At 64.1% G+C, this 20,346-nt stretch carries 20 protein-coding genes and 1 pseudogene; 12 read left to right on the top strand and 9 right to left on the bottom strand.

What is annotated here, in order from left to right; genetic code table 11:
• Positions 1 to 95 precede the first annotated feature (95 nt).
• From AB5Y51_RS09970 to AB5Y51_RS09950, 5 genes and pseudogenes are all read left to right on the top strand, one after another.
• Positions 96 to 1,542, top strand: a pseudogene (locus AB5Y51_RS09970) (chitinase).
• Positions 1,543 to 1,664: 122 nt separating this feature from the next.
• The gene (locus AB5Y51_RS09965) at positions 1,665 to 2,030 is read left to right on the top strand and encodes a VOC family protein (RefSeq protein ID WP_128273632.1); all 366 of its coding nucleotides are present in this window, start codon (positions 1,665 to 1,667) and stop codon (positions 2,028 to 2,030) included.
• A gap of 206 nt (positions 2,031 to 2,236) precedes the next feature.
• Entirely contained in the window at positions 2,237 to 2,635 is a 399-nt protein-coding gene (locus tag AB5Y51_RS09960; RefSeq protein ID WP_010674834.1) for a GFA family protein, read from the top strand.
• A gap of 29 nt (positions 2,636 to 2,664) precedes the next feature.
• Positions 2,665 to 2,892 carry a DUF4287 domain-containing protein gene (locus tag AB5Y51_RS09955; RefSeq protein WP_042863908.1) on the top strand — a complete coding sequence of 76 codons (228 nt, stop codon included), beginning with the start codon at positions 2,665 to 2,667 and terminating at the stop codon, positions 2,890 to 2,892.
• 46 nt (positions 2,893 to 2,938) lie between these two features.
• Positions 2,939 to 3,349, top strand: a complete 411-nt coding sequence (locus AB5Y51_RS09950) for an SRPBCC domain-containing protein (RefSeq protein ID WP_042017133.1) — start codon at positions 2,939 to 2,941, stop codon at positions 3,347 to 3,349.
• An 89-nt stretch (positions 3,350 to 3,438) separates the two neighbouring features.
• On the opposite strand, the gene smrB is transcribed toward AB5Y51_RS09950, so the two are convergent.
• A complete protein-coding gene (gene smrB / locus AB5Y51_RS09945) occupies positions 3,439 to 3,963 on the bottom strand; it encodes an endonuclease SmrB (protein ID WP_041211465.1) in 525 nt (174 codons plus the stop codon).
• Between the two features lie 65 nt (positions 3,964 to 4,028).
• Here smrB and prmB point away from each other — a divergent pair, with 65 nt between their 5' ends.
• Complete coding sequence (prmB, locus tag AB5Y51_RS09940; RefSeq protein WP_039040745.1) at positions 4,029 to 4,964, top strand: 50S ribosomal protein L3 N(5)-glutamine methyltransferase; 936 nt, start codon at positions 4,029 to 4,031, stop codon at positions 4,962 to 4,964.
• Between the two features lie 16 nt (positions 4,965 to 4,980).
• Entirely contained in the window at positions 4,981 to 6,069 is a 1,089-nt protein-coding gene (aroC, locus tag AB5Y51_RS09935) for a chorismate synthase (protein WP_010674829.1), read from the top strand.
• Between the two features lie 99 nt (positions 6,070 to 6,168).
• Here aroC and AB5Y51_RS09930 read toward each other — a convergent pair whose 3' ends face one another.
• Positions 6,169 to 6,954 (bottom strand): substrate-binding periplasmic protein, encoded by a 786-nt coding sequence (locus AB5Y51_RS09930; RefSeq protein ID WP_368178389.1) that lies wholly within the window; start codon positions 6,952 to 6,954, stop codon positions 6,169 to 6,171.
• Positions 6,955 to 7,292: 338 nt separating this feature from the next.
• Between AB5Y51_RS09930 and AB5Y51_RS09925 the strand changes: the two genes are divergently transcribed.
• The gene (locus AB5Y51_RS09925) at positions 7,293 to 8,693 is read left to right on the top strand and encodes a DEAD/DEAH box helicase (RefSeq protein ID WP_368178376.1); all 1,401 of its coding nucleotides are present in this window, start codon (positions 7,293 to 7,295) and stop codon (positions 8,691 to 8,693) included.
• Between the two features lie 86 nt (positions 8,694 to 8,779).
• Here AB5Y51_RS09925 and AB5Y51_RS09920 read toward each other — a convergent pair whose 3' ends face one another.
• The 4 genes from AB5Y51_RS09920 to cra form a co-directional block, all read right to left on the bottom strand.
• Entirely contained in the window at positions 8,780 to 9,469 is a 690-nt protein-coding gene (locus AB5Y51_RS09920; RefSeq protein ID WP_368178375.1) for an RES family NAD+ phosphorylase, read from the bottom strand.
• A complete protein-coding gene (locus AB5Y51_RS09915; RefSeq protein ID WP_039040750.1) occupies positions 9,469 to 9,873 on the bottom strand; it encodes an antitoxin Xre-like helix-turn-helix domain-containing protein in 405 nt (134 codons plus the stop codon). Before AB5Y51_RS09915 ends, AB5Y51_RS09920 begins: the two co-directional genes overlap by 1 nt.
• Before the next feature lie 243 nt (positions 9,874 to 10,116).
• Complete coding sequence (locus AB5Y51_RS09910) at positions 10,117 to 11,310, bottom strand: aromatic amino acid transport family protein (RefSeq protein WP_042863904.1); 1,194 nt, start codon at positions 11,308 to 11,310, stop codon at positions 10,117 to 10,119.
• Between the two features lie 608 nt (positions 11,311 to 11,918).
• A complete protein-coding gene (cra, locus tag AB5Y51_RS09905; RefSeq protein WP_368178374.1) occupies positions 11,919 to 12,905 on the bottom strand; it encodes a catabolite repressor/activator in 987 nt (328 codons plus the stop codon).
• A gap of 307 nt (positions 12,906 to 13,212) precedes the next feature.
• Here cra and fruB point away from each other — a divergent pair, with 307 nt between their 5' ends.
• The 3 genes from fruB to fruA are packed head-to-tail and all read left to right on the top strand — an operon-like array spanning position 13,213 to position 17,023.
• Positions 13,213 to 14,313 carry a fused PTS fructose transporter subunit IIA/HPr protein gene (gene fruB, locus AB5Y51_RS09900; protein ID WP_010674822.1) on the top strand — a complete coding sequence of 367 codons (1,101 nt, stop codon included), beginning with the start codon at positions 13,213 to 13,215 and terminating at the stop codon, positions 14,311 to 14,313.
• On the top strand, positions 14,313 to 15,302 hold the full coding sequence (gene pfkB / locus AB5Y51_RS09895; protein ID WP_010674821.1) for a 1-phosphofructokinase: 990 nt from the start codon (positions 14,313 to 14,315) through the stop codon (positions 15,300 to 15,302). The genes fruB and pfkB overlap by 1 nt, the downstream gene beginning before the upstream one ends.
• Positions 15,299 to 17,023, top strand: a complete 1,725-nt coding sequence (gene fruA / locus AB5Y51_RS09890) for a PTS fructose transporter subunit IIBC (protein WP_324063456.1) — start codon at positions 15,299 to 15,301, stop codon at positions 17,021 to 17,023. The genes pfkB and fruA overlap by 4 nt, the downstream gene beginning before the upstream one ends.
• An 82-nt stretch (positions 17,024 to 17,105) precedes the next feature.
• On the opposite strand, the gene AB5Y51_RS09885 is transcribed toward fruA, so the two are convergent.
• Entirely contained in the window at positions 17,106 to 17,357 is a 252-nt protein-coding gene (locus AB5Y51_RS09885) for a DUF1289 domain-containing protein (protein ID WP_039040754.1), read from the bottom strand.
• Positions 17,358 to 17,507: 150 nt separating this feature from the next.
• Here AB5Y51_RS09885 and mltA point away from each other — a divergent pair, with 150 nt between their 5' ends.
• Positions 17,508 to 18,659: a murein transglycosylase A gene (gene mltA, locus AB5Y51_RS09880; RefSeq protein WP_368178373.1), complete on the top strand. Its 1,152-nt coding sequence runs from the start codon at positions 17,508 to 17,510 to the stop codon at positions 18,657 to 18,659.
• Positions 18,660 to 18,792: 133 nt separating this feature from the next.
• Here mltA and yfaE read toward each other — a convergent pair whose 3' ends face one another.
• Both yfaE and nrdB read right to left on the bottom strand, forming a co-directional pair.
• Positions 18,793 to 19,092: a class I ribonucleotide reductase maintenance protein YfaE gene (gene yfaE / locus AB5Y51_RS09875; RefSeq protein ID WP_272868905.1), complete on the bottom strand. Its 300-nt coding sequence runs from the start codon at positions 19,090 to 19,092 to the stop codon at positions 18,793 to 18,795.
• 69 nt (positions 19,093 to 19,161) lie between these two features.
• Complete coding sequence (nrdB, locus tag AB5Y51_RS09870) at positions 19,162 to 20,295, bottom strand: class Ia ribonucleoside-diphosphate reductase subunit beta (RefSeq protein WP_042017109.1); 1,134 nt, start codon at positions 20,293 to 20,295, stop codon at positions 19,162 to 19,164.
• Positions 20,296 to 20,346: the final 51 nt, after the last annotated feature.

The raw sequence follows: 20,346 nt of genomic DNA, 5'->3' as shown, positions 1-20,346 counted from the left end.
CTCACAATTTCGCCAAATTCTTAATTCTTGTCGTGAATTTAGTTGCCAGGATGCCTATGCTCGCCCTGACATTTTCAAGACAAGGATGGTTACCCATGTTCATGCTCACGCGCACCGCCTGCCTGGTTGCCCTCGTTTGGGCGCTGCCCGGCCAGAGCGCCATGACAATCCAGCCCGATCCCCAGAACAGCGGCGGCTATGTGATGGCGGCGGCGGATCTCGCCAGTGCGGCCCAGGCCAAGACCGCCAACCCCATGTACGGGATCTGGTCCCACGCCCTGGCCACCCGGCCCAATACGGTGGTGGAGGCCATCGTGGCCCGCGCCCCCGGCAACCCGGACAACGTCAAGCGGGTCGAGCGGGTCTTCACCGAATCGGACTGGGAGTTCCTGACCCAGATGGCCGCCCCGGAGTACACCTACGAGCGCTTCCTGCGGGCGGTGGGCAAGTTCCCCGCCTTCTGCGGCGACTACACGGACGGGCGCAATGCAGACGCCATCTGCAAGAAGTCCATCATCACCGCCTTCGCCCACTTTGCCCAGGAGACCGGCGGCCACATTGCCAAGGAGAATGTCTCCGACAACCCCTTGGGGCTGGAGGAGTGGCAACAGGCCCTGGTGCACGTGCGGGAGATGGGCTGGTCTGAGGGGCAGACCGGCTACACCACGGGGTGTGGCCAGAGTGACTGGCAGAACCGGCGCTGGCCCTGCAGCACCGGTCAGGGCTATTTCGGTCGCGGCGCCAAGCAGCTCTCCTACCACTTCAACTACGGCGCCTTCTCCGAGGCCATGTTCGACGGCGACGCCACCGTGCTCCTCAACAACCCCGGGCTGGTGGCGGACTCCTGGCTCAACCTCGCCTCCGCCATCTGGTTCTTCCTGACGCCCTCAGGCTCCCAAACCCGCCATGCTGCACGTCATCGACCGGACCTGGGTGCCCTCCCAGCGTGAGCTGGCGGCGGGCATCGGCTACGGCTTTGGCACCACCATCAACATCATCAACGGTGGCATCGAGTGCGGCGAGCAGAACAAGAACAAGGGCCAGCCGGTCAACCGTATCCGCTACTGGGAGGGGCTCGCGGCCCACTACGGGATCCCGCTGCTGGCGGACGAGAAGAACACCTGCTGGCAGCAGACCCCCTATGGCAGTCTCAACCTCAACGGCGCCACCGACGTGCTCTACACCAACTGGGACGGCAACTGGAAATACTACCCGGACAGACCCGGCGGCTACTCCTTCGAGTGCGATCTGGTGGGGTACCAGACCGCCTATTCGGCCCTGGTGCCGGGGGATTACGAGAAGTGCGTGACCAACTTCTACGGCTCCCACGCCAGCTGGCCCAAGATACGGGTGGTGGCCACGCTGGATCCGGCCCCGGTCGACCCCGGCACGCCGCCGGTGGACGGGGTACCGGCCTGGGAGGCAGGCAAGGTCTACACCGCGGGCAACAAGGTGAGCCACAAGGGGATCATCTATCAGGCCAAGTGGTGGACCCAGGGCAACGAGCCGGGCAAAGGGGACCCTTGGGCACCGGTGACCTGAGAGTCAGTACAAGCGCAAGCACTCCGGGGAGGCCGCGCGCCTCCCTTGTTGATCACCGCGCTGGCTTGCTGCGCTTCTTTTGGCACTGATAGAGTGCAGATTCACACCGAGGGAGGATGACCATGAACATCGCCATTCATTTTGAAATTCCGGTACAGGATCTGGAGAGAGCCATCCGCTTCTATGAGGGGGTCTTCGAGACGGTGCTGGAGCGGGTGCAGATCGATGGCAACGAGATGGCGCTCTTTCCCCTGGAAGGTGGCACGGCGGGCTGCTCCGGCGCCCTGGCGAAGGGGGATAGCTATGTGCCGAGCCTGGATGGCACCCGGATCTATCTGCGGGTGCCTGACATCGAGGGGACCATGGCCCGGGCACTGGCATCGGGCGGGGCCTGTCTCTATCCCGTCACCCGGGTCGGGGAGGGCCTCCGGGTGGCGGAGTGTCGAGATTGCGAGGGGAATCGCATCGCCTTGCAGGAGGGAACCTGACCATTATTTATCCGGTGCATGGGATATATTGAGTCATTCACACGATGAATAAAGAGGGGGGGTTCCCGCTCCGGGAGTCTCAGACCCGCGGTGAGGCCCCGGAATGGTCAGTTGCCGCTCCCCGGATCCCGTGCTACTTCATCTGGTGCGGCACGGAGGCGAGCACCCGTTCGCCCGGTCTGTCGCCCCAACTCTCAGGAGGCATCATGGAAGGACATTGTCTGTGTGGCGGGATCACCGTGTCGAGCGGCGATCACAAGGAGGTCAACCTGTGTCACTGCGCCATGTGCCGGCGCTGGTCAGGGGGGCCCATGTTCGCGGTGCACGGGGGCAAGGGCGTGCGGTTCACCGGGATGACCCCGGTGGCCTACCGCTCGTCGGAGTGGGCGGAGCGCGGATTCTGCCCCACCTGCGGCACCCATCTTTTCTACCATCTGTTGCCGACGGACGAGTACATCCTCTCTGCCGGCCTGTTTCAGGATCAGGGGTTCGAACTCACCGGGCAGATCTTCATCGACGAGAAGCCCGACTTCTATGCCCTCAAGAACGACACCCCGACCCTGACCGGACAGCAGGTGTTCGAGCAGTTCGCCCCCAAACCCTGAGCCTGTACTCACCCCGAGGAGAAGCCATCATGGATGAACAACCGAAGGTGAAGGGGCCTGCCTCCTATTTTCCCGCCATCGAGCAGAAATACGGCCAGCCCATCGTCCACTGGCTGACCCTGCTGGCAGGGCGGGAGGAGCGCAAACACATGGCCCTGGTGGCCTGGCTCAAGGACGAACACGCCATGGGTCACGGCCATGCCAATGCCCTGGTGGCCCACTTTTTGGCGCAGCCCGATGCGCCCGGCGTGGCATGACAGTGCCACAGTGCAAAACGTGCAGGACAGCCAGAGGAGCAGAGAGATGAAGATAAGCGTCAGCGTCTGGGTTGCCAGGCCGATTGCCGATGTGTGGCAGGGCTGGAACACCCCCGCCAGCATCATGGCGTGGAACGCCGCCTCCCCGCAGTGGCACTGCCCCCAAAGCCGGGTGGATTTGCGGGTGGGTGGGCGTTTTTGCCACCACATGGCGGCGCGGGATGGCAGCACGGGGTTTGATTTCGAGGGGACCTTCACCGAGGTCACGGCGCCGACGGGGCTCGGCTACGTCATGGACGATGGCCGCGAGGTGAGCGTGCGGTTCGTGGCAGAGCAGGGGGGCACCCGGGTGGAGGAGCGGTTCGATGCCGAGTCCCTGCACAGCGGCGAACAGCAGCGGGCGGGGTGGCAGAGCATCCTGGATAACTTCAAGCGCCATATGGAAGCCGTCGGCTGACCCTGCGGGGCGCCAAGAAAAAACCACCGCAAGCTGGCGGTGGTTTTTTTATGGCGTTCGCCCGGGGCAAGGCGGGGCGGGGAAGGGGGTCACTCCTCGATGTCCAGCAGCACCAGGATGGCGCTCTCGCCCCCCCACTCCCGCGGCGCCTGGTGAAAGGCGCGCACAGCGGGGTGCTGGGCCAGCCAGCTCGGAATGCGCTGCTTGAGGATGTGCTTGCCGATGCCGTGCATCACCGAGGCGACGTGGATGTTCTCTTTTCGGCACAGGGTGAGCAGGGCCGCCAGCTCCTGCTTGGCCTGGTGCTGGTTCATGCCGTGCAGATCCAGATAAATCTCCGGCGGGTAGCTGCCGCGCTTGAGCTTTTTCAGCTCGAATTTTGACACGTCGTCGCGCACGTAACGGGTCGGCCCGTCCGCCTCGAGATGGGGCTGGTACTCGTCGCTGAAAAAGTGGTCAACCCCAAGCTTTTCGCGGCTCTCGCGCACTTCGCGTTTCTGCTTGACCGGGCTTGAGGAGGCCCTTATGGTATCTTGCTTAATTTTCCGGGTACCTTTGACAGCATCACGAAACAGCAGGCTTTCCTCGTCTGTGAGTGAGGGCGTTTTTTTCATCAGGTACTCGTCTTGCTCGCTGTATAAAATTCTCGGGCCGGATATTACTCGACTTGGAGGTGGATTTGGACAAGATATTTATCGATGAGGTGGTTGCCGAAATGCACACCATCCAGGACATGTTGCGCTGGGCCATGAGTCGTTTCAACGACGCCGGGATCTTCTACGGACATGGTACCGACAACGCCTGGGATGAGGCCGTGCAACTGGTGCTGCCCGCGTTACATCTGCCGCCGGACGTGGATCCCGCCATGCGCCACTCCCGCCTGACCACCAGCGAGCGCCACCGCATCGCCGAGCTCATCATCCGCCGCGTGCAGGAGCGCATTCCGGCACCCTACCTGACCAACAAGGCCTGGTATGCGGGCTGGGAATTCTACGTGGACGAGCGGGTGCTCATTCCGCGCTCCCCCATCGCCGAGATGGTGGCCAACCGCTTCGCCCCCTTCCTGAAAGACGAACCGACCCGGATCATGGACTTGTGCACCGGCTCCGGCTGCATCGCCATCATCATGGCCCATGAGTTCCCCCATGCGGAAGTGGATGCCATCGACATCAGCGTCGATGCCCTCAACGTGGCCGAGCGCAACATCAACGATCACGGGCTGGAGCAGCAGGTCATCCCCATTCGCTCCGATCTGTTCCGGGATCTGCCGGCCGGTGACAAGTACGATCTCATCGTCTCCAACCCGCCCTATGTGGACTCCGAGGACATGTCGGATCTGCCGGAGGAGTTTCGCCACGAGCCGGAGCTGGCCCTGGCGTCTGGCTCCGACGGCCTCAAGCTCACCAAGCGCCTGCTGGCCAATGCCGCCGACTTCCTGAAAGAGGATGGGGTGCTGGTGGTCGAGGTGGGCAACAGCATGATCCACCTGGAAGCCCAGTTCCCCGAGGTGCCCTTCACCTGGGTCGAGTTCGAAAACGGCGGCCACGGCGTCTTTGTGATGACCCGCGCAGAGCTCGAGCAGTACCAGGCCCATTTCGCCATTTACAAGAACTAAGCAGCAAGGAGCATCCATGGCAGGGAACAGTTTCGGCCAACTCTTTCGGGTCACCACTTTCGGCGAGAGCCACGGTCTGGCGCTGGGCGCCGTGGTCGACGGCTGCCCGCCGGGGCTGGAGATAAGCGAAGACGATTTGCAGGGGGATCTGGACAGGCGCAAGCCCGGCACCTCCCGCTACACCACCCAGCGCCGCGAGGCGGACGAGGTGAAGATCCTCTCCGGGGTGTTCGAGGGCAAGACCACGGGCACCTCCATCGGGCTGCTCATCGAGAACACCGATCAGCGCTCCAAGGACTACTCCGAGATCAAGGATCTGTTCCGTCCGGGTCACGCCGACTACACCTATCACCAGAAGTACGGCCAGCGTGACTACCGTGGCGGCGGCCGCTCCTCGGCCCGCGAGACCGCCATGCGGGTCGCGGCGGGGGCCATCGCCAAGAAGTACCTGAAACAGGTGCACGGCATCGAGATCGTGGGTTTTCTCTCCCAGCTCGGCCCCATCAAGGCGGAAGGGTTCGACGAGAGCCAGATCGAGCAGAACCCCTTCTTCTTCCCCGATGCGGGCAAGCTGGAGGCGCTGGATGAATACATGCGTGCCCTCAAGAAAGAGGGCAACAGCGTGGGGGCCAAGGTGTGCGTCGTGGCGCGCAACGTGCCGGTAGGCCTGGGGGAGCCGGTGTTCGACCGCCTCGACGCCGACATCGCCCACGCCATGATGGGCATCAACGCGGTGAAAGGGGTGGAGATCGGTGACGGCTTCGCGGTGGTGGAGCAAAAAGGCTCGGAGCACCGGGACGAGATGACTCCGGCCGGCTTTGCCAGCAATCATGCGGGGGGCATCCTGGGGGGCATTTCGTCGGGTCAGGAGATCGTGGTGAGCATGGCCCTCAAGCCTACCTCCAGCATCACGGTGCCGGGCAAGACCATCACCACCAGCGGTGAGGCCACCGAGATGATCACCAAGGGTCGTCACGACCCCTGCGTCGGCATCCGTGCCGTGCCCATCGCCGAGGCCATGCTGGCCCTGGTGCTGATGGATCACCTGCTGCGCCACCGCGCCCAGAACCAGGGCGTGCACACCCAGACCCCACAGCTGCGCTGATCATGCTGCGGGCCAGGTGAGTGATCACCAGAAACCACAAGGCGACCCCAGGGTCGCCTTTTTCATGGTTTTTTGCCGGCGTCGGCGTCGGCGTCGGCGTCAGGGGGTCGATGGCGTCGAGAGCGATGGGTGCCGGGTTGCGTCCAGGCGGCAGCGGGGCGGCGCAAAGGCGGGGTCCGGTGAGGGCAGGGTGGCGATGGCGGCATCAATGCGGGCGAGCGCCTCATCGTTCACGGCCTCTTTGGCAAACATCAGGCGCACCGGCTGCTGGTGCAAGAGCACCTGACACTGGATGGCGTCGCTCGCCCCGAGCTGGCCGAGCCGGTAGCGGGCGTATTGCCACTCCATGATGACGCCGTCGAGGCGGCGCGCCAGCAAGAGGGTGAGCAGCCTGTCATCGCTGTTGTATTCACTCGCCTGCCCGAGGGCAGGGCACTCCTCGTTCATCGGCAGGGGGCGGGTGCCCCGCAGCTTGCCAAGGCGCAGCCCCTTGGCCTGGCACAGGGTTGCCAGCTCGGTGAACCCTTGCCAGCCCTCGGGCTCCCCGGCCTGCGGGCGCTGGCTCAGCAGCACGAAGCTGGCGCGCCGATAGGGGGCGGAGAAGCGGGCGAACCGCTCCCGCTCGGGGGTTTTCAGGGCGCCCATGGCCACGTCCAGCTGCTGGCGCTCCATGAGGTAGAGGGCCCGGGCCCAGGGGAGATTGCGAAAGGCGGGCTCAACGCCTGCCTTGCCCAGGATCTGGCGGGTCAGGGTCACGTCCAGTCCGCCGAGGGTGCCGTCGGCAGCGATTTGACTGAAAGGGGGCCAGTGGCTCCAGGCCACCGACAGGGTCTCCCTGGCGGCGAGGGGCTGGGCGAAGAGCAGGGGCAAGACGAGGCCCAGCATGCGCCGGGCGGTGGGGGTGAACTTCCGTTTCAATCAAAACCTCCTGTTCCGTGTATCGCGCCGTCCCCCGCAGGCTGTGCAGGGGTGTTGATACATACGGCGATTCGGGCCATTTTGTCCTGCCTTTGTCGCTATTTCCAGCCGCGCTGGGAGATGCATCACATTTTCCTCGTCTAAGTGCGCCAACTCCGTTAGACTGCGCCTCTATTCTTTCCCCTTTGCTCTGCTCCCCGGGGAAATCGTTGTTTTCTCTATAGGCCCGGATCCTGTGAGATGGCATCGGCTCAGCAGAGGAGCCCCACCACGATCTTTGGCGCCCCTATCCCTAGCAGGTAACTATGAGTTTTACTTCCCTCGGTCTGGCCGAACCCTTGTTGCGTGCCGTTGCCGAGCAAGGCTACGACACCCCGTCTCCCATTCAGCAACAAGCGATCCCGGCGGTACTGGCTGGCCGTGATCTGATGGCCGCCGCCCAGACCGGGACCGGCAAGACCGCAGGTTTTACCCTGCCGATGCTGCAGCGTCTGACTGAGAGCAAGCGCAAGGTCTCCCCGAATCGCATCCGCGCCCTGGTGCTGACCCCGACCCGCGAGCTGGCCGCCCAGGTGGGCGAGAGCGTGCGCAACTACGGCAAACACCTGCCGATCCGCAGCCACGTAGTATTCGGCGGCGTGAGCATCAACCCCCAGATGATGGCGACCCGCCGTGGTCTGGACGTGCTGGTGGCCTGCCCGGGCCGCCTGATGGATCTCTACAACCAGAACGCCGTCAAGTTCGACGAAGTGGAGATCCTGGTACTGGACGAAGCGGATCGCATGCTCGACATGGGCTTTATCCGCGACATCCGCCGCATCCTGGCCCTGCTGCCGAAGAAACGCCAGAACCTGCTCTTCTCCGCCACCTTCGCCGACGAAATTCGCGAGCTGGCCACCGGTCTGCTGGACAACCCGGCGGTGATCGAAGTGGCCCCGCGCAACAGCACCGCCGAGCGCATCGAGCAGCTGGTACACCCCTGTGACAAGGCCAACAAGATTGCCCTGCTGAGTCACCTGGTCACCAGCAACGACTGGCAGCAGGTGCTGGTGTTCACCCGCACCAAGCACATGGCCAACCGCGTTGCCGAGACCCTCGACAAGAACGGCGTCAGCGCCGCCGCCATCCACGGCAACAAGAGCCAGGGTGCCCGTACTCGCGCCCTGGCCGGTTTCAAGGATGGCAGCGTCAAGGTGCTGGTGGCGACCGACATCGCCGCCCGTGGCCTGGACATCGACAAACTGCCGCAGGTGGTCAACTTCGAGCTGCCGAACGTGGCGGAAGATTACGTGCACCGTATCGGCCGTACCGGCCGTGCTGGTGCCGCTGGTCACGCCATCTCCCTGGTGGCCGCCGATGAGGGCAAGCTCATCAAGGCCATCGAGCGGCTGACCAAGCAGAACATTCCGTGCGAGCAGGTGGCCGGTTTTGAAGCCTCCCGCGAGACCCTCGACAACATCGCCCGTGGCATCGGCGCACCGCTGCGCAAAGAGCCGCGCGATCCGAGCGAGCAGCGCCGTGCGCCGCGCCCGCAAGGTCAGGGCCAGCGTCAGGGTGCCGGTCGTTCTGCCAACGGTGGCAATGGCGGCGGTAACCGCTCCGGCAACGGTGGCAAGCCCAAGCCCCAGGGCGGTCAGCGTCCGGAAGGCGGCGCCGCCAAACCGGCCCAGGCCCGTCGTCCGCGCCGCGCCAGCCACAACCAGTAAGCGGTCAGGGAGCCAGGCTCCCCCACTGTTCGGTTGATACAAAAAGCCCCGCCAATCTGGCGGGGCTTTTTTTGTCCTGGTAGACGCTATTCACCGTAGAGGCGGATCTCCAGCACATGGGTGATGGCCTTGCCGCTCCAGTGGTACTCCAGATGACGGGCGTGGTCCACCCGGCTGACCAGACGGGGGCGATAGAGCACGTGGCAGTCGTGACCGGGGTGGCGCACCGAGCGGTAGTGGATGCCGTCCGCCCCGGCAACCTTCTGCTCCCGGGCGAAGGCCTGGGCGGGGCCGTAATCGGTGGCGTGATAGAGGGGGCCTGGCAGAAACGCCGGGCCCGTGATGTCGATGAGGCTGGCGCTGAACTGCGCCTGGATCACCCGCATCTGCACCTTCTGGGCCGGCTCCCGGGTGTACCCGAAGATCCGCTCCCTGTGGTAGACCGTCTCCTTGATGCCGGTGTCGAGGGAGGGGGCACAATAGTAGCCGCCAAAGTCCCCCGTGGTGAAACGGCCACCCTCGGGATTGAGGTGGGTGAAGGCGGCCATCACATAGCTGCCGCCGGGCAGCCCCACCAGCCAGTCTTCCCTGGGCACCCGCATCAGCTCGCCCGCCTCTTCCCTCAGCCTGTCGTTGGTCAGGGCCTCGACGGCCCAGACCGCCTCCAGCTCGTCGGCGGTAGCGACGTCTTCATAGAGGCAGATGGGGGGAAAGCGGCTCGGAATGATGCGATAGGCGCAGGCATTGTGGAAGGCGCGCAAGGGCGGGGAGGACATCAGGCCATCTCCCCGCGCCAGGCGTGCAGCCGGGTGGCCACTTCGTAGAGATCGGCCACCCGCCCACCCTGCATGACCTCCATGGCGCTGCGCCCGGCGAAGAAGGGGTGGCTGTTGGGCTTGCGCACCCAGCCATAGATGCTCTCATCCAGGCTGAACAGCAGCCGCAGGCTCTTGTGGATGTTGAGTAGATAGCTCATCCGCTCCTGGAGATCGGCGCTCAGCCGAATGCCGCCGCTGGCCTCCTTGTACTTGTTCAGGGTGGAGCGGGAGGTAATGCCAAGCAGCCTGAGCTGTTCGTCCGTGCTGCACTGCCATTTGTCCAGGATGCGAAACACCACGGGCAGGGCCTTGCTGGGATCGACGGCGGGCTGTTGCCGGGGAAGAGATGCGGTGGCGGCCATGTTGCCTCCCGGGTTGGCGTGCCAGACGGGCACGGGATCATGGGTTGTCTGCTAAGCAGTGTAGGGCAGGGGCGCAGTCATGTACATATCTATACATGGTTGCACTCAAATGTTCATTATTGGATGGATTTCGCGCTGAGTGGTGTGGGTCGGCCAAGTGAGCCCGTGCCAATGACACGCCCCGCCAACTGGGTTGGCGGGGCGTGTCTCTTTGCGGCGTTTCTGCTTGTCGGGTCGGGGAGATCAGAGGGCGGGCAGCAGCCCCATGCTAACGCTGACCTGTACCCCGACGATCAGTACCCCCATGGCACCGGCCAGACCCAGGGCCAGCACGCCGCCCGGGACGCGGTAGTGGTCTGCCTCGGCCTGCTTGCGGCTCTGCCACACCAGGGCCACCGGCAGCAGCACCGCCAGCACCGCCAGCGCAATGGCGGCGTAACCGAGCGCCATGATGAAGCCTTGCGGGAAGTAGAGGGCGAACAGCAGGGGCGGCACGAAGGTGATGAGGCCGGTCTGGGTGCGGCCCTGCCAGTTGTCCTTGCGACGGGTCACCTTGGCCATGAAGTCGAACAGTCCCAGGGTCACCCCGAGGAAGGAGGTGGCGAGCGCAAGATCCGCAAACAGATGCATCGCCTGGTTGAAGGCGGGCCAGCTCACCAGGCCGCCGACGTTGGCCAGCAGGCTGTCCAGGGCGCCGCCGGTCTGGATCAGGGATTGCTGGCCCAGCAGCCCCAGAATGGCGACCTGCCACAGCACGTAGAGCACGAGTGGCAAGGCGGAGCCCCACACGAAGACTCGGCGTAACTGCCTGGGGTTGTCCCCGAGGTAGAGCATGACGCTCGGGATGGAGCCGTGGAAGCCGAAGGAGGTGAAGATGACCGGCAGGCCCGCCAGCAGCAAGCCTTCCCCGAGGGGCATGGAGAGCAGGTGCTGCCCCTGGGCGCGGGGCAGCAGCAGTGCCAGCACCGCCACCATGATCACCAGCTTCACGGTGAACATCAGGCGGTTGAGGTAATCCACCTGCCTGGTGCCGATGCACACCATGCCGCCAAACAGCAGGGTAAAGACCCAGGCCGCCTGCTCCTGGCCGAGGGGCAGGCCGGCATCGGCCAATGCCTGGGCCAGCAGGCTGCTGCCGCCGCTGATGTAGGCGGAGGCCAGGGCGTAGAACAGCATCAGGATGCAGAAGGAGGCGATGCCCTTGCCCCAGGGGCCGAGTAGGTGATCCGCCAGCTGGTGCAGGTACCACTTGCCGGTGCTGAGGCTGGCTTCCACCTGCAGCATGGCGGTGAAGGCCATCAGGGCCCAGAGGCCGATCATCAGCATCAGGGTGGCGGGGCCGCCCAGGGACGAGGAGGCCAGCGGCAGGGCCAGCATGCCGGCGCCTATGGTGGTGCCGGCAATCAACAGGGTACAACCCAGGGTCTTGGTATTCATGTCATCCATCCGAAAGTGAGGGGCGCTGTTGCAAACAAGAGAGAGCCAGTTGGCTGTGTCGGGAGACGCCTCCGGGGAAAAGCCGGAGGCTAGCAATATCGGTGTGGATACATCTGTACCTGAAACCTGTCGGTTGTAAAAATTGGTTGCCAAGTTAGCGGATTGAAATGGCGGAAACAACCCCTTAAAAGCGGATTTTGTGCTGTGGCAAGCCGAAGGGTGGCAATAAAAAGTGACACCTTGCGTCATGCGCCGACAAAACGCGCACATCAGGGCGAGGCCGCCCGCCAGGCTGCGGGTCGACGTCGAGTGCGCCCGCGTTGGCGGCAAAAGGGCTTGCAGAGGGTAACACGGGGCCCTGGTGGTGCGACTGGCACGGTATAAGCAAACATCGGGTCATACTCCCAAAAGCCATCATTTTCACTTATAGCGAGCCGAGGCGCCGATAAACGTGCCCTGGCGCGGGGTTGCCGCCCGGCAGATCACCTCAAAGCCAGAAGGCGAAGGGCAAAAGCTGAGACAACAGGGGAGAACACAAGCAGGTGTGGGGGAGGAGGCTCAGGGGCCGGCACGGCGGGCCGCCCCCGGGGTGGTGCGTCGTTGCCGGGTCAGCGGCGGCGTTTGAGGGTACGGCTCACATAGTGCAGGCCGCTCTGGTAGTCGCCATTGACCGCCTTGAGGGCCAGCGTCAGGGCCTGGCTTGCCAGGGCGTCGTGCTGCTGGGGCAGGGAGTTGATGCCAAAGGGGAGGAAATCGAGCAGTCGGTCATCCCCGAAGGTAGCCATGGCGAGCTGGCTCATGTCGGCCTCCTGCTCCAGCAGGTAGTCGAGCACCCCCTCCATCAGGATGTAGGAGGTGGTGATCAGCGCCTCGGGCAGTTGGCCGAGCTGCTGATGGAGCGTCTTGATCAGGCGATACCCTTCGGTACGCGAGAAGTGGGCCCCTTCACACAGGTGGCGGGTTGCACTGTGACTGGCAATGGCCTGCTCGAAGCCCGCTTTTCGCTCCTGGCTGATCGTCAGTTCCGGCAGTGCAGTGATCAAGGCGATATGACCGATGGCCGGGGTGAGCAGGGAGGCGGTGAGGTCCAGGCTCGCCTTCTGGTTTTCACTCGCCACGGTGACGAAGTGCTCGGTGGCCATGGCACGGTCGATGGCGAGGATCTGCACACCCCTGGACTGCTGCTCCAGATAGAAGGGATCCGCCGGGGGGAGGCAGCTTGCCACCAGGAGCGCGTCCACATGGCGGCTCACCAGCATCCGGGCCAGCTCCTTTTCGGTGTCCGGATCGTCCTCCGAGCAGACGATGAGCAACTGATAGCCCTGTACCCGCGCCCCTTGTTCCAGCCGTTTGGCGAGCTTGGCGTAACTGGCGTTTTCGAGGTCGGGCAGGATGAAGCCGAGGGTGCGGGTCTGGCCGCCGCGCAGGGAAGCGGCGCGGCTGTCCGGCTGATAGTTGTGGGCATGGACCACGGCCATCACCTTGTCGCGGGTTGCCTGGCTGATGCGGTATTGATCGGCCTTGCCATTGATCACATAGCTGGCGGTGGTGCGAGAGACACCGGCCAGCGCGGCGATTTCATCCAGTTTCATCATGTTGGCTCTGTTTGAGTTGCAAGGCCCGCGCCGGTTCCTGGTTGGGGCGCCGAAAAGTGTGCGCGGGATCATATCATTGAAACGTACTTTCTGCGGGATCTTGAACAATGCGCTGAAACGATTCAGTCTGAGTGTAAGTGAAACGATTCAGCTTGTCAGTAACGGATGATTATCTGCACTTGGAAATGGGTTCCGGCTCATCAAAGCGAGAGATCACCGTCTATTGTCAGCAGGCAAGTTACCCGAAAATCGAGTTGAGTTGAGCCGGTACGCCGCGAGGTGAAGCCGGACCTGATGGAGAATCTCTATGTTGAAGTTGGCGCGACAGCAAATCCTGCTGGGACAATCGGTGACGACCAAGGCGGACGCCATCGCCCTGCTGGCAAGCAAACTGACCGACGCCGGTCTGGTTGAAGCAGGTTACGTGGACGGCATGCTGGCGCGGGAAGCGCAGCACGCCACCTATCTTGGCAGCGGTATCGCCATTCCCCACGGCACCACGGACACCCGTCATCTGGTGAAGAGCACCGGCGTCATGGTGGCCCAGTTCCCCCACGGCATCGAGTGGGACGAGGGGCAGATTGCCTACGTCGCCATCGGCATCGCCGCCAAGTCCGACGAGCACCTGGGGATCTTGCGCCAGCTCACCCACGTGCTGGGTGACGAGCAGGCCGCAGCCCAGCTCAAGGGGGCGACCGACGAAGAGACCATCATCAATATCCTGACTGGCGCGACTGCCGCCAAAGAGGTGCAATACCTGACCCTGGCGGACTTCCCGGCCGACGACCAGGACCAGTTGCTGCTGGGGGCTGCGGCCCGCGCCAAATCCGCAGGCTGGGGAGACGCCGCCATGGTGAGCGCCCTCCTGGCCAGTCAGCCTGTTCACCTGGGGGAGGGCATCTGGCTGGCCCGTGCGCAAGCGGCCCAGACCGGTTGGGTGCTGGCCACCCCGAGCACCCCGCTGAACGTCGGTGAATTGCCGGTCAGCGCCCTGCTGCTGCTGTGTGCCGCAGATAGCGGCCATTTACCGCAACTCGAGAATCTGGCCAAGCTGGCCGCAGCCGGCCAGCTGGCCACCCTTTCTGGCAGCGATGGTCTGGCCATGTTGCAGGCGGGTCCGGCGAGCGGGCTGTCCGAGACCTTCACCATCATCAACCCCCACGGTCTGCACGCCCGTCCGGGCGCCATGCTGGTCAAGGTGGCCAAGGAGTATGAATCCGACATCCGCGTCGCCAACCTCGATGGCAGCGGTGAAGCCGTCTCTGCCAAGAGCCTGATGAAGGTGATCGGGCTTGGGGTCAAGTGCGGTCATCGTCTGGCGTTTCGCGCCGAAGGAGCGGATGCCGAAGCAGCCCTCAAGGGCATTGGCGAAGCCATTGCCGCGGGTCTTGGCGAGGGGGCGCACTGATGGACATCGTCACCATCACCCTCAATCCCGCGCTCGATCTCACCACCCGTCTGGAGGCCATGCACCCTGGCGAGGTCAATCTGGTGAGCGAGGCCAACTTGCGCGCCGCGGGCAAGGGGATCAACGTCGCCATGGTCTTGAAAGATCTCGGCCGTGACGTAGGCCTGACCGGCTGGCTCGGTGAGGGCAACCAGCAGAGCTTCGTCTCCCTGTTCGAGGAACGTGCTCTTGCCGATCACTTCGTGCGCGTGGCGGGCGACACCCGGATCAACGTCAAGATCTCCGAACAATCAGGCCGGGTGACCGATCTCAATCTGCCGGGACTCGCCGTGCAGGAAGGTGATGTCAGCGCCCTGGAGGCGGCGCTGGAGCGACTGGCTCCCCACACCGACTGGTTCGTGCTGGCGGGCAGCCTGCCCAAAGGGGTGGCCCCCGATTACTGCGGCCATCTGATCCGTCTGCTCAAGGCCAAGGGCAAGCAGGTGATCTTCGATTGCAGCGGCGCGGCGTTGAGCGAAGGGATCAAGGCGGCGCCGACCCTGGTCAAACCCAACCTGGAAGAGCTGAGCCAGTGGGCGGGTCGCCCCGTGAAGACCCTGAGCGAGCAGGCCGAGTGCGCCCGCGCGCTGCAGGCCAGCGGGATCCCCAACGTGGTGATCTCCAATGGTGCCGACGGCCTCATCTGGTTTGCACCGGATGCCACCTGGCAGGCGATTCCGCCGCGCATGGAGGTGGTCAGCACCGTGGGTGCCGGCGACTCCCTGGTGGCGGGCCTGGTCCATGGCATGAGCCTGGACTGGACGCCGGAGCAGACCCTGCGGCTGGCCACCGCCGTCTCGGCACTGGCGGTGAGCCAGGTCGCGGTCGGCTTCAACGATATCAATGTGCTCAAACCGTTACTCGAGCAGGTGCGCGTACAGCGTCTGGATGATCTGGCACCGACTCAACCCCAACCCCATTTGATGGCTAACTCAGGAGATGCCCAATGAAAGCAATTCTGGTTACGGCTTGCCCGGCGGGCATTGCCACCAGCTTTCTCGCTGCAAAACGGATAGAACAGCAGGCCAAACTGGCTGGCTGGGAGCTCACCCTCGACGTCGACTCCAGCGTGCAGCCCCGTCAGGTTCCCTCGAAAGAGCTGATTGCCGCCGCCGACCTGGTGCTGGTCGTTGCCAGCGCACCGGTGGATCTGGCCGCCTATGACGGCAAGTCGCTCTATCGGGGCGACATGGATCTGGCGCTCCAGGATCCCGCTGCCCTGCTGGACGCCGCGCGAAGCGGTGCCAGCGTCTATCGCCATGAGGCGGCACCTGTCGTTGCCAAACCGGCCAGCGGTGCCAAGCGCATCGTGGCGGTGACGGCCTGCCCGACCGGGGTGGCCCACACCTTCATGTCGGCCGAGGCCCTGGAGACCATGGCCAAGCAGCTGGGTCACCAGATCCGCGTCGAGACCCAAGGCTCGGTCGGTGCCCAGAATGCCTTGACGGCGGACGAGATTGCCGCCGCCGATCTGGTGTTCCTCGCCACTGACATCGAGGTGGACATGGCGCGCTTTGACGGCAAGCCGGTCTATCGCACCAGCACGGGGGCTGCCCTGAAGAAAACCCGCGCCGAGCTCGACAAGGCCTGGACAGAGGCGAAGACCTATCGCCACAGCGGCGCGGCCGCGGTCAAGAAAGAGGAAAAGGCGGGCCCCTACAAGCACCTGCTGACCGGTGTCTCCTTCATGCTGCCCATGGTGGTGGCGGGGGGCCTTATCATCGCGCTCTCCTTCATCTTCGGCATTGAAGCGTTCAAGGAAGAGGGGACGCTGGCCGCGGCCCTGATGAAGATCGGTGGCGGCTCCGCCTTCGCCCTGATGATCCCGGTGCTGGCAGGCTACATCGCCTACTCCATCGCCGACCGTCCGGGTCTGGCCCCCGGCATGATCGCCGGTATGCTGGCAAGCTCGCTCGGCGCCGGTTTCCTTGGCGGCATCGTCGGTGGCTTCCTCGCCGGTTACAGCGCCAAGTTCCTGAGCGACAAGGTGCGCCTGCCGGTCACCCTGGAAGCCCTCAAGCCCATCCTCATCATTCCGCTCTTTGCCAGCCTGTTCACCGGTCTGGTGATGATCTACGTGGTGGGTGGCCCTGTGGCGGGCATCATGAACGCCATGACCGAGTTCCTCAACAACATGGGCTCTGCCAACGCCGTGCTGCTGGGTGTCATCATCGGCGCCATGATGTGCTTCGACATGGGGGGCCCGGTCAACAAGGCGGCTTATGCCTTCGGTGTCGGCCTGCTCGCCTCCAAGACCTATGCCCCCATGGCAGCGGTCATGGCCGCCGGCATGGTGCCTGCACTGGGGATGGGGATCGCGACCTTCCTGGCCAGCAGAAAGTTCATCAAGGCGGAGCAGGAAGCGGGCAAGGCCTCCTTCGTGCTGGGTCTGTGCTTCATCTCCGAGGGGGCCATCCCGTTTGCCGCCAAGGATCCCATGCGCGTCATCCCGGCCTGCATGGCGGGCGGCGCCCTGACCGGTGCGCTCTCCATGCTGTTCGGCTGCGAGCTGGTGGCACCCCACGGTGGTCTGTTCGTGCTCTTCATCCCGAACGCCATCAGCCATGTGATGATGTACATCCTGGCGATCGCGGCCGGTTCTCTGGTGACCGGGGTGGCCTACGCCATGCTCAAGCGTGGCGAGGAGCAGGCCAAGCTGGCGACCGCCTGAGAGCGTCACGGCGTGACACACCCTTCATGACAAGGCGGCCCTGGGGCCGCCTTTCTTGTTGGGGGGAGGGGCAACGTGGGATTTAAAAATCCCAGCCCGGCGGGGGCGGTGGATCGGCCGCCTCTGCGGCCTGCGCCTTGCGGCGAGCGGCCTCGACCCTGGCCTTGCGGCTGCGGCACAGGCGCATCACCTCCTGCTGCTGGGCAGGGGTCATGGCAAGCCAGTTGAAACGCTCCTCGCGGCTTCGCAGGCATCCCTTGCAATACCCCTTGTTGTTCAGTTCGCAGACCCCGACACAGGGGCTCTGGAGCGGGAAGATTTCGAGCTGTTCCATCCATGACCTCTCACACCTTGTCACCTTGTTATAACCCAGAAGATCACGGCAGGAGAAATCCGTCGTCAGGGGCGTGAAGGCGTTTGCTTTCCCCGGGCAATTTTGGCATCTTCCCCGCCGTGCAAGACACTCGGTGTTATATGAGGACATATGAATAGACATGCGTACTGGTTGGCCGCCGCCGTGGTGGGGCTGGCCGGTTGTGCGGGCAATCCTGAACCGGTCAAGGTGCCCCAGAAGAAGGCGGAATCCGGATGTTTTCTGAACTGCGAGATCCCTGTGAATCTGGGCAAGCAGTATCTGGATGGTGCCCTGCCGGGGGATCTGGTGCGGGTGGAGCGGGTCAACAGCCGCGCCCGCGCCGATTACAGCAAGTTCGGTCCCCAGAGCCGGATGGTGATGGAACGCTCCGGCCGCATGGCGAGCCGCTATGGGGAGCTCTACCGTCAGCTCTCACGCTGGGTCGCCAATGGGGGCAATCCCGCCCATATCACCCAGTTCGGCATCAGCCTGGCGCAGCTTGGCGGTGCCGACCGCATGGGCAACGTGCTTTTCACCGGCTACTACTCGCCGGTGCTGGAGGTGCGCCATCGCCCGGACGCCCAGTACAAGTATCCCATCTATGCCATGCCCAACTGCGGCGGTCGCTGCCCGAGCCGGGCCGAGATCCACCGGGGGGCGCTGGCCAACCGGGGACTGGAGCTGGGCTACAGCAAGTCCCTCATCGACAACTTCCTGATGGACGTGCAGGGTTCCGGCTTCGTTCACTACGGCGATGACGACCGGCTGCAGTACCTCGGCTACAGCGGCAAGAACGGCCACGGCTATGTCAGCATTGGCCGGGTGCTCATCGACCGTGGCGAAGTGCCCAAGGAGCAGATGTCCATGAAGGCCATCAAGGAGTGGGCCAATCGTCAGCCGGAAGAGAGCGTGAAGGAGCTGGTGGAGCAGAACCCCTCCTATGTCTTCTTCGAGCGCCGTCCCACCAATGACGTGGTGGGGGCTGCCGGCATTCCGCTCTTGCCCATGGCGGCGGTGGCTGCCGACAAGACCCTGCTGCCCATGGGCACCCCCATCCTCGCGGAAGTGCCGCTGCTGGACAAAGCAGGCAACTGGACCGGCAAGCACCAGCTGCGCCTGCTGATCGCGCTGGATGTGGGGGGCGCGGTGAAGAAGGGGCACCTCGATCTCTACCACGGCATGGGGGAGAAAGCCGGTGTCGCGGCCGGTCATTACAAGCACTTTGGCCGGGTCTGGAAGCTGGGTCTGCACCACGGGCCGACCGCCGCCCCCTGGTTGTAACGCCCCCAGGTTGTAATGTAAGAGGGGCCATGGCCCCTCACTTCCCTCAAGAGACGGGACATTCCCATGAAAAAAGCCGCCGGAGCAATCCGGCGGCTTTTTGTTTGCGGGGCAGATCTGGCGACAAGGGCCGTCAGCCCTTTCGGATATCGAGCTTGATGGCGCCCACCGGCTGACAGCAGCAGGGGAGGCACTCCCCCTGGGAGACAAAGGCGAGCGGGACGGCGGCGTAGTGCACCTTGCCCGCCAGCAGCGGGGTGCGGCAGGCGCCGCAATAGCCGCTGCGGCACTGGAACTCCACGTGATGGCCGTGGCGCTCCAGGGTCTCCAGCACGCTTTCGCCGGGATGGGGGTGCAGCACACCGTCCAGGGTCTGTACCTGGGGGGCTTGCCCCTCCGGCGCCGTGGTGGCGGAATGCAGGGGCGCGTTCAGGGTGGCGGTGGCGTCACTCACGGACGTCGCTCTCCCGCATTATGGTCTGCCAGCAGAGGTCGCCTTGCATCACAGCTCGAAGTCACCCAGATCGTCGGCGTGCACTTCACTGTCTATCTGACCCACCAGATAGGAGCTTACTTCCACTTCCTGGGGCGCCACCTGCACGTTGTCGGAGGAGAGCCAGGTGTTGATCCAGGGGATGGGGTTCTGCTTGGTGCCGGCAAAGGCCGGTTGCAGGCCGACGGCCGCCATGCGCAGGTTGGTGATGTATTCCACGTACTGGCAGAGGATGTCCTTGTTCAGGCCGATCATGGAGCCGTCCTGGAACAGGTACTCGGCCCACTCCTTCTCCTGCAGGGCCGCTTCCTTGAACAGCTCGAAGCAGGCCTGCTCGCACTCGACGGCGATCTCCGCCATCTCGGGGTCGTCGTTGCCGCTGCGCATCAGGTTCAGCATGTGCTGGGTGCCGGTCAGGTGCAGGGCCTCGTCACGGGCGATCATCTTGATGATCTTGGCGTTGCCCTCCATCAGCTCGCGCTCGGCGAAGGCGAAGGAGCAGGCGAAGCTCACGTAGAAGCGGATGGCTTCGAGGGCGTTGACGCTCATCAGGCACAGGTAGAGCTTCTTCTTGAGCTCCCGCAGGCTGATGGTGACTTCGCGATCCCCGATCCGGTGAGTCCCCTCACCGTGCAGGTGATAGACGGAGGTCGCCTCGATGAGATCGTCATAGAAGTGGCTGATGGAGCCGGCGCGCTTCAAGATCTGCTCGTTGGTCACGATGTCGTCGAACACCTGGCCCGGGTTGTTGACGATGTTGCGGATGATGTGGGTGTAGGAGCGAGAGTGGATGGTCTCGGAGAAGGCCCAGGTCTCGATCCAGGTCTCCAGCTCCGGGATGGAGACCAGGGGCAGCAGGGCCACGTTGGGGCTGCGGCCCTGAATGGAATCCAGCAGGGTCTGGTACTTCAGGTTGGAGATGAAGATGTGCTGCTCGTGGGGCGGCAGAGCCTGGAAGTCGATGCGGTCGTGGGAGACGTCCACCTCTTCCGGGCGCCAGAAGAAGGAGAGCTGCTTCTCGATCAGCCGCTCGAAGATGTCGTGCTTTTGCTGATCATAACGGGCCACGTTGACCGACTGGCCGAAGAACATCGGCTCCTTGAGCTGATCGTTTTGGGTCTGGCAAAAAGTAGAGTAAGCCATGGTTCGAATGCCGTGAAATAGGGAAAACAGGAGGGCGGGAGCTTGATGCTC

The organism is Aeromonas sp. R7-1 (genome assembly GCF_040908115.1).
GTDB classification, from domain to species: domain Bacteria; phylum Pseudomonadota; class Gammaproteobacteria; order Enterobacterales; family Aeromonadaceae; genus Aeromonas; species Aeromonas caviae.
Note: the sequence above shows the minus strand (reverse complement) of the source record. Positions and strands in the feature narration are given on the sequence as shown.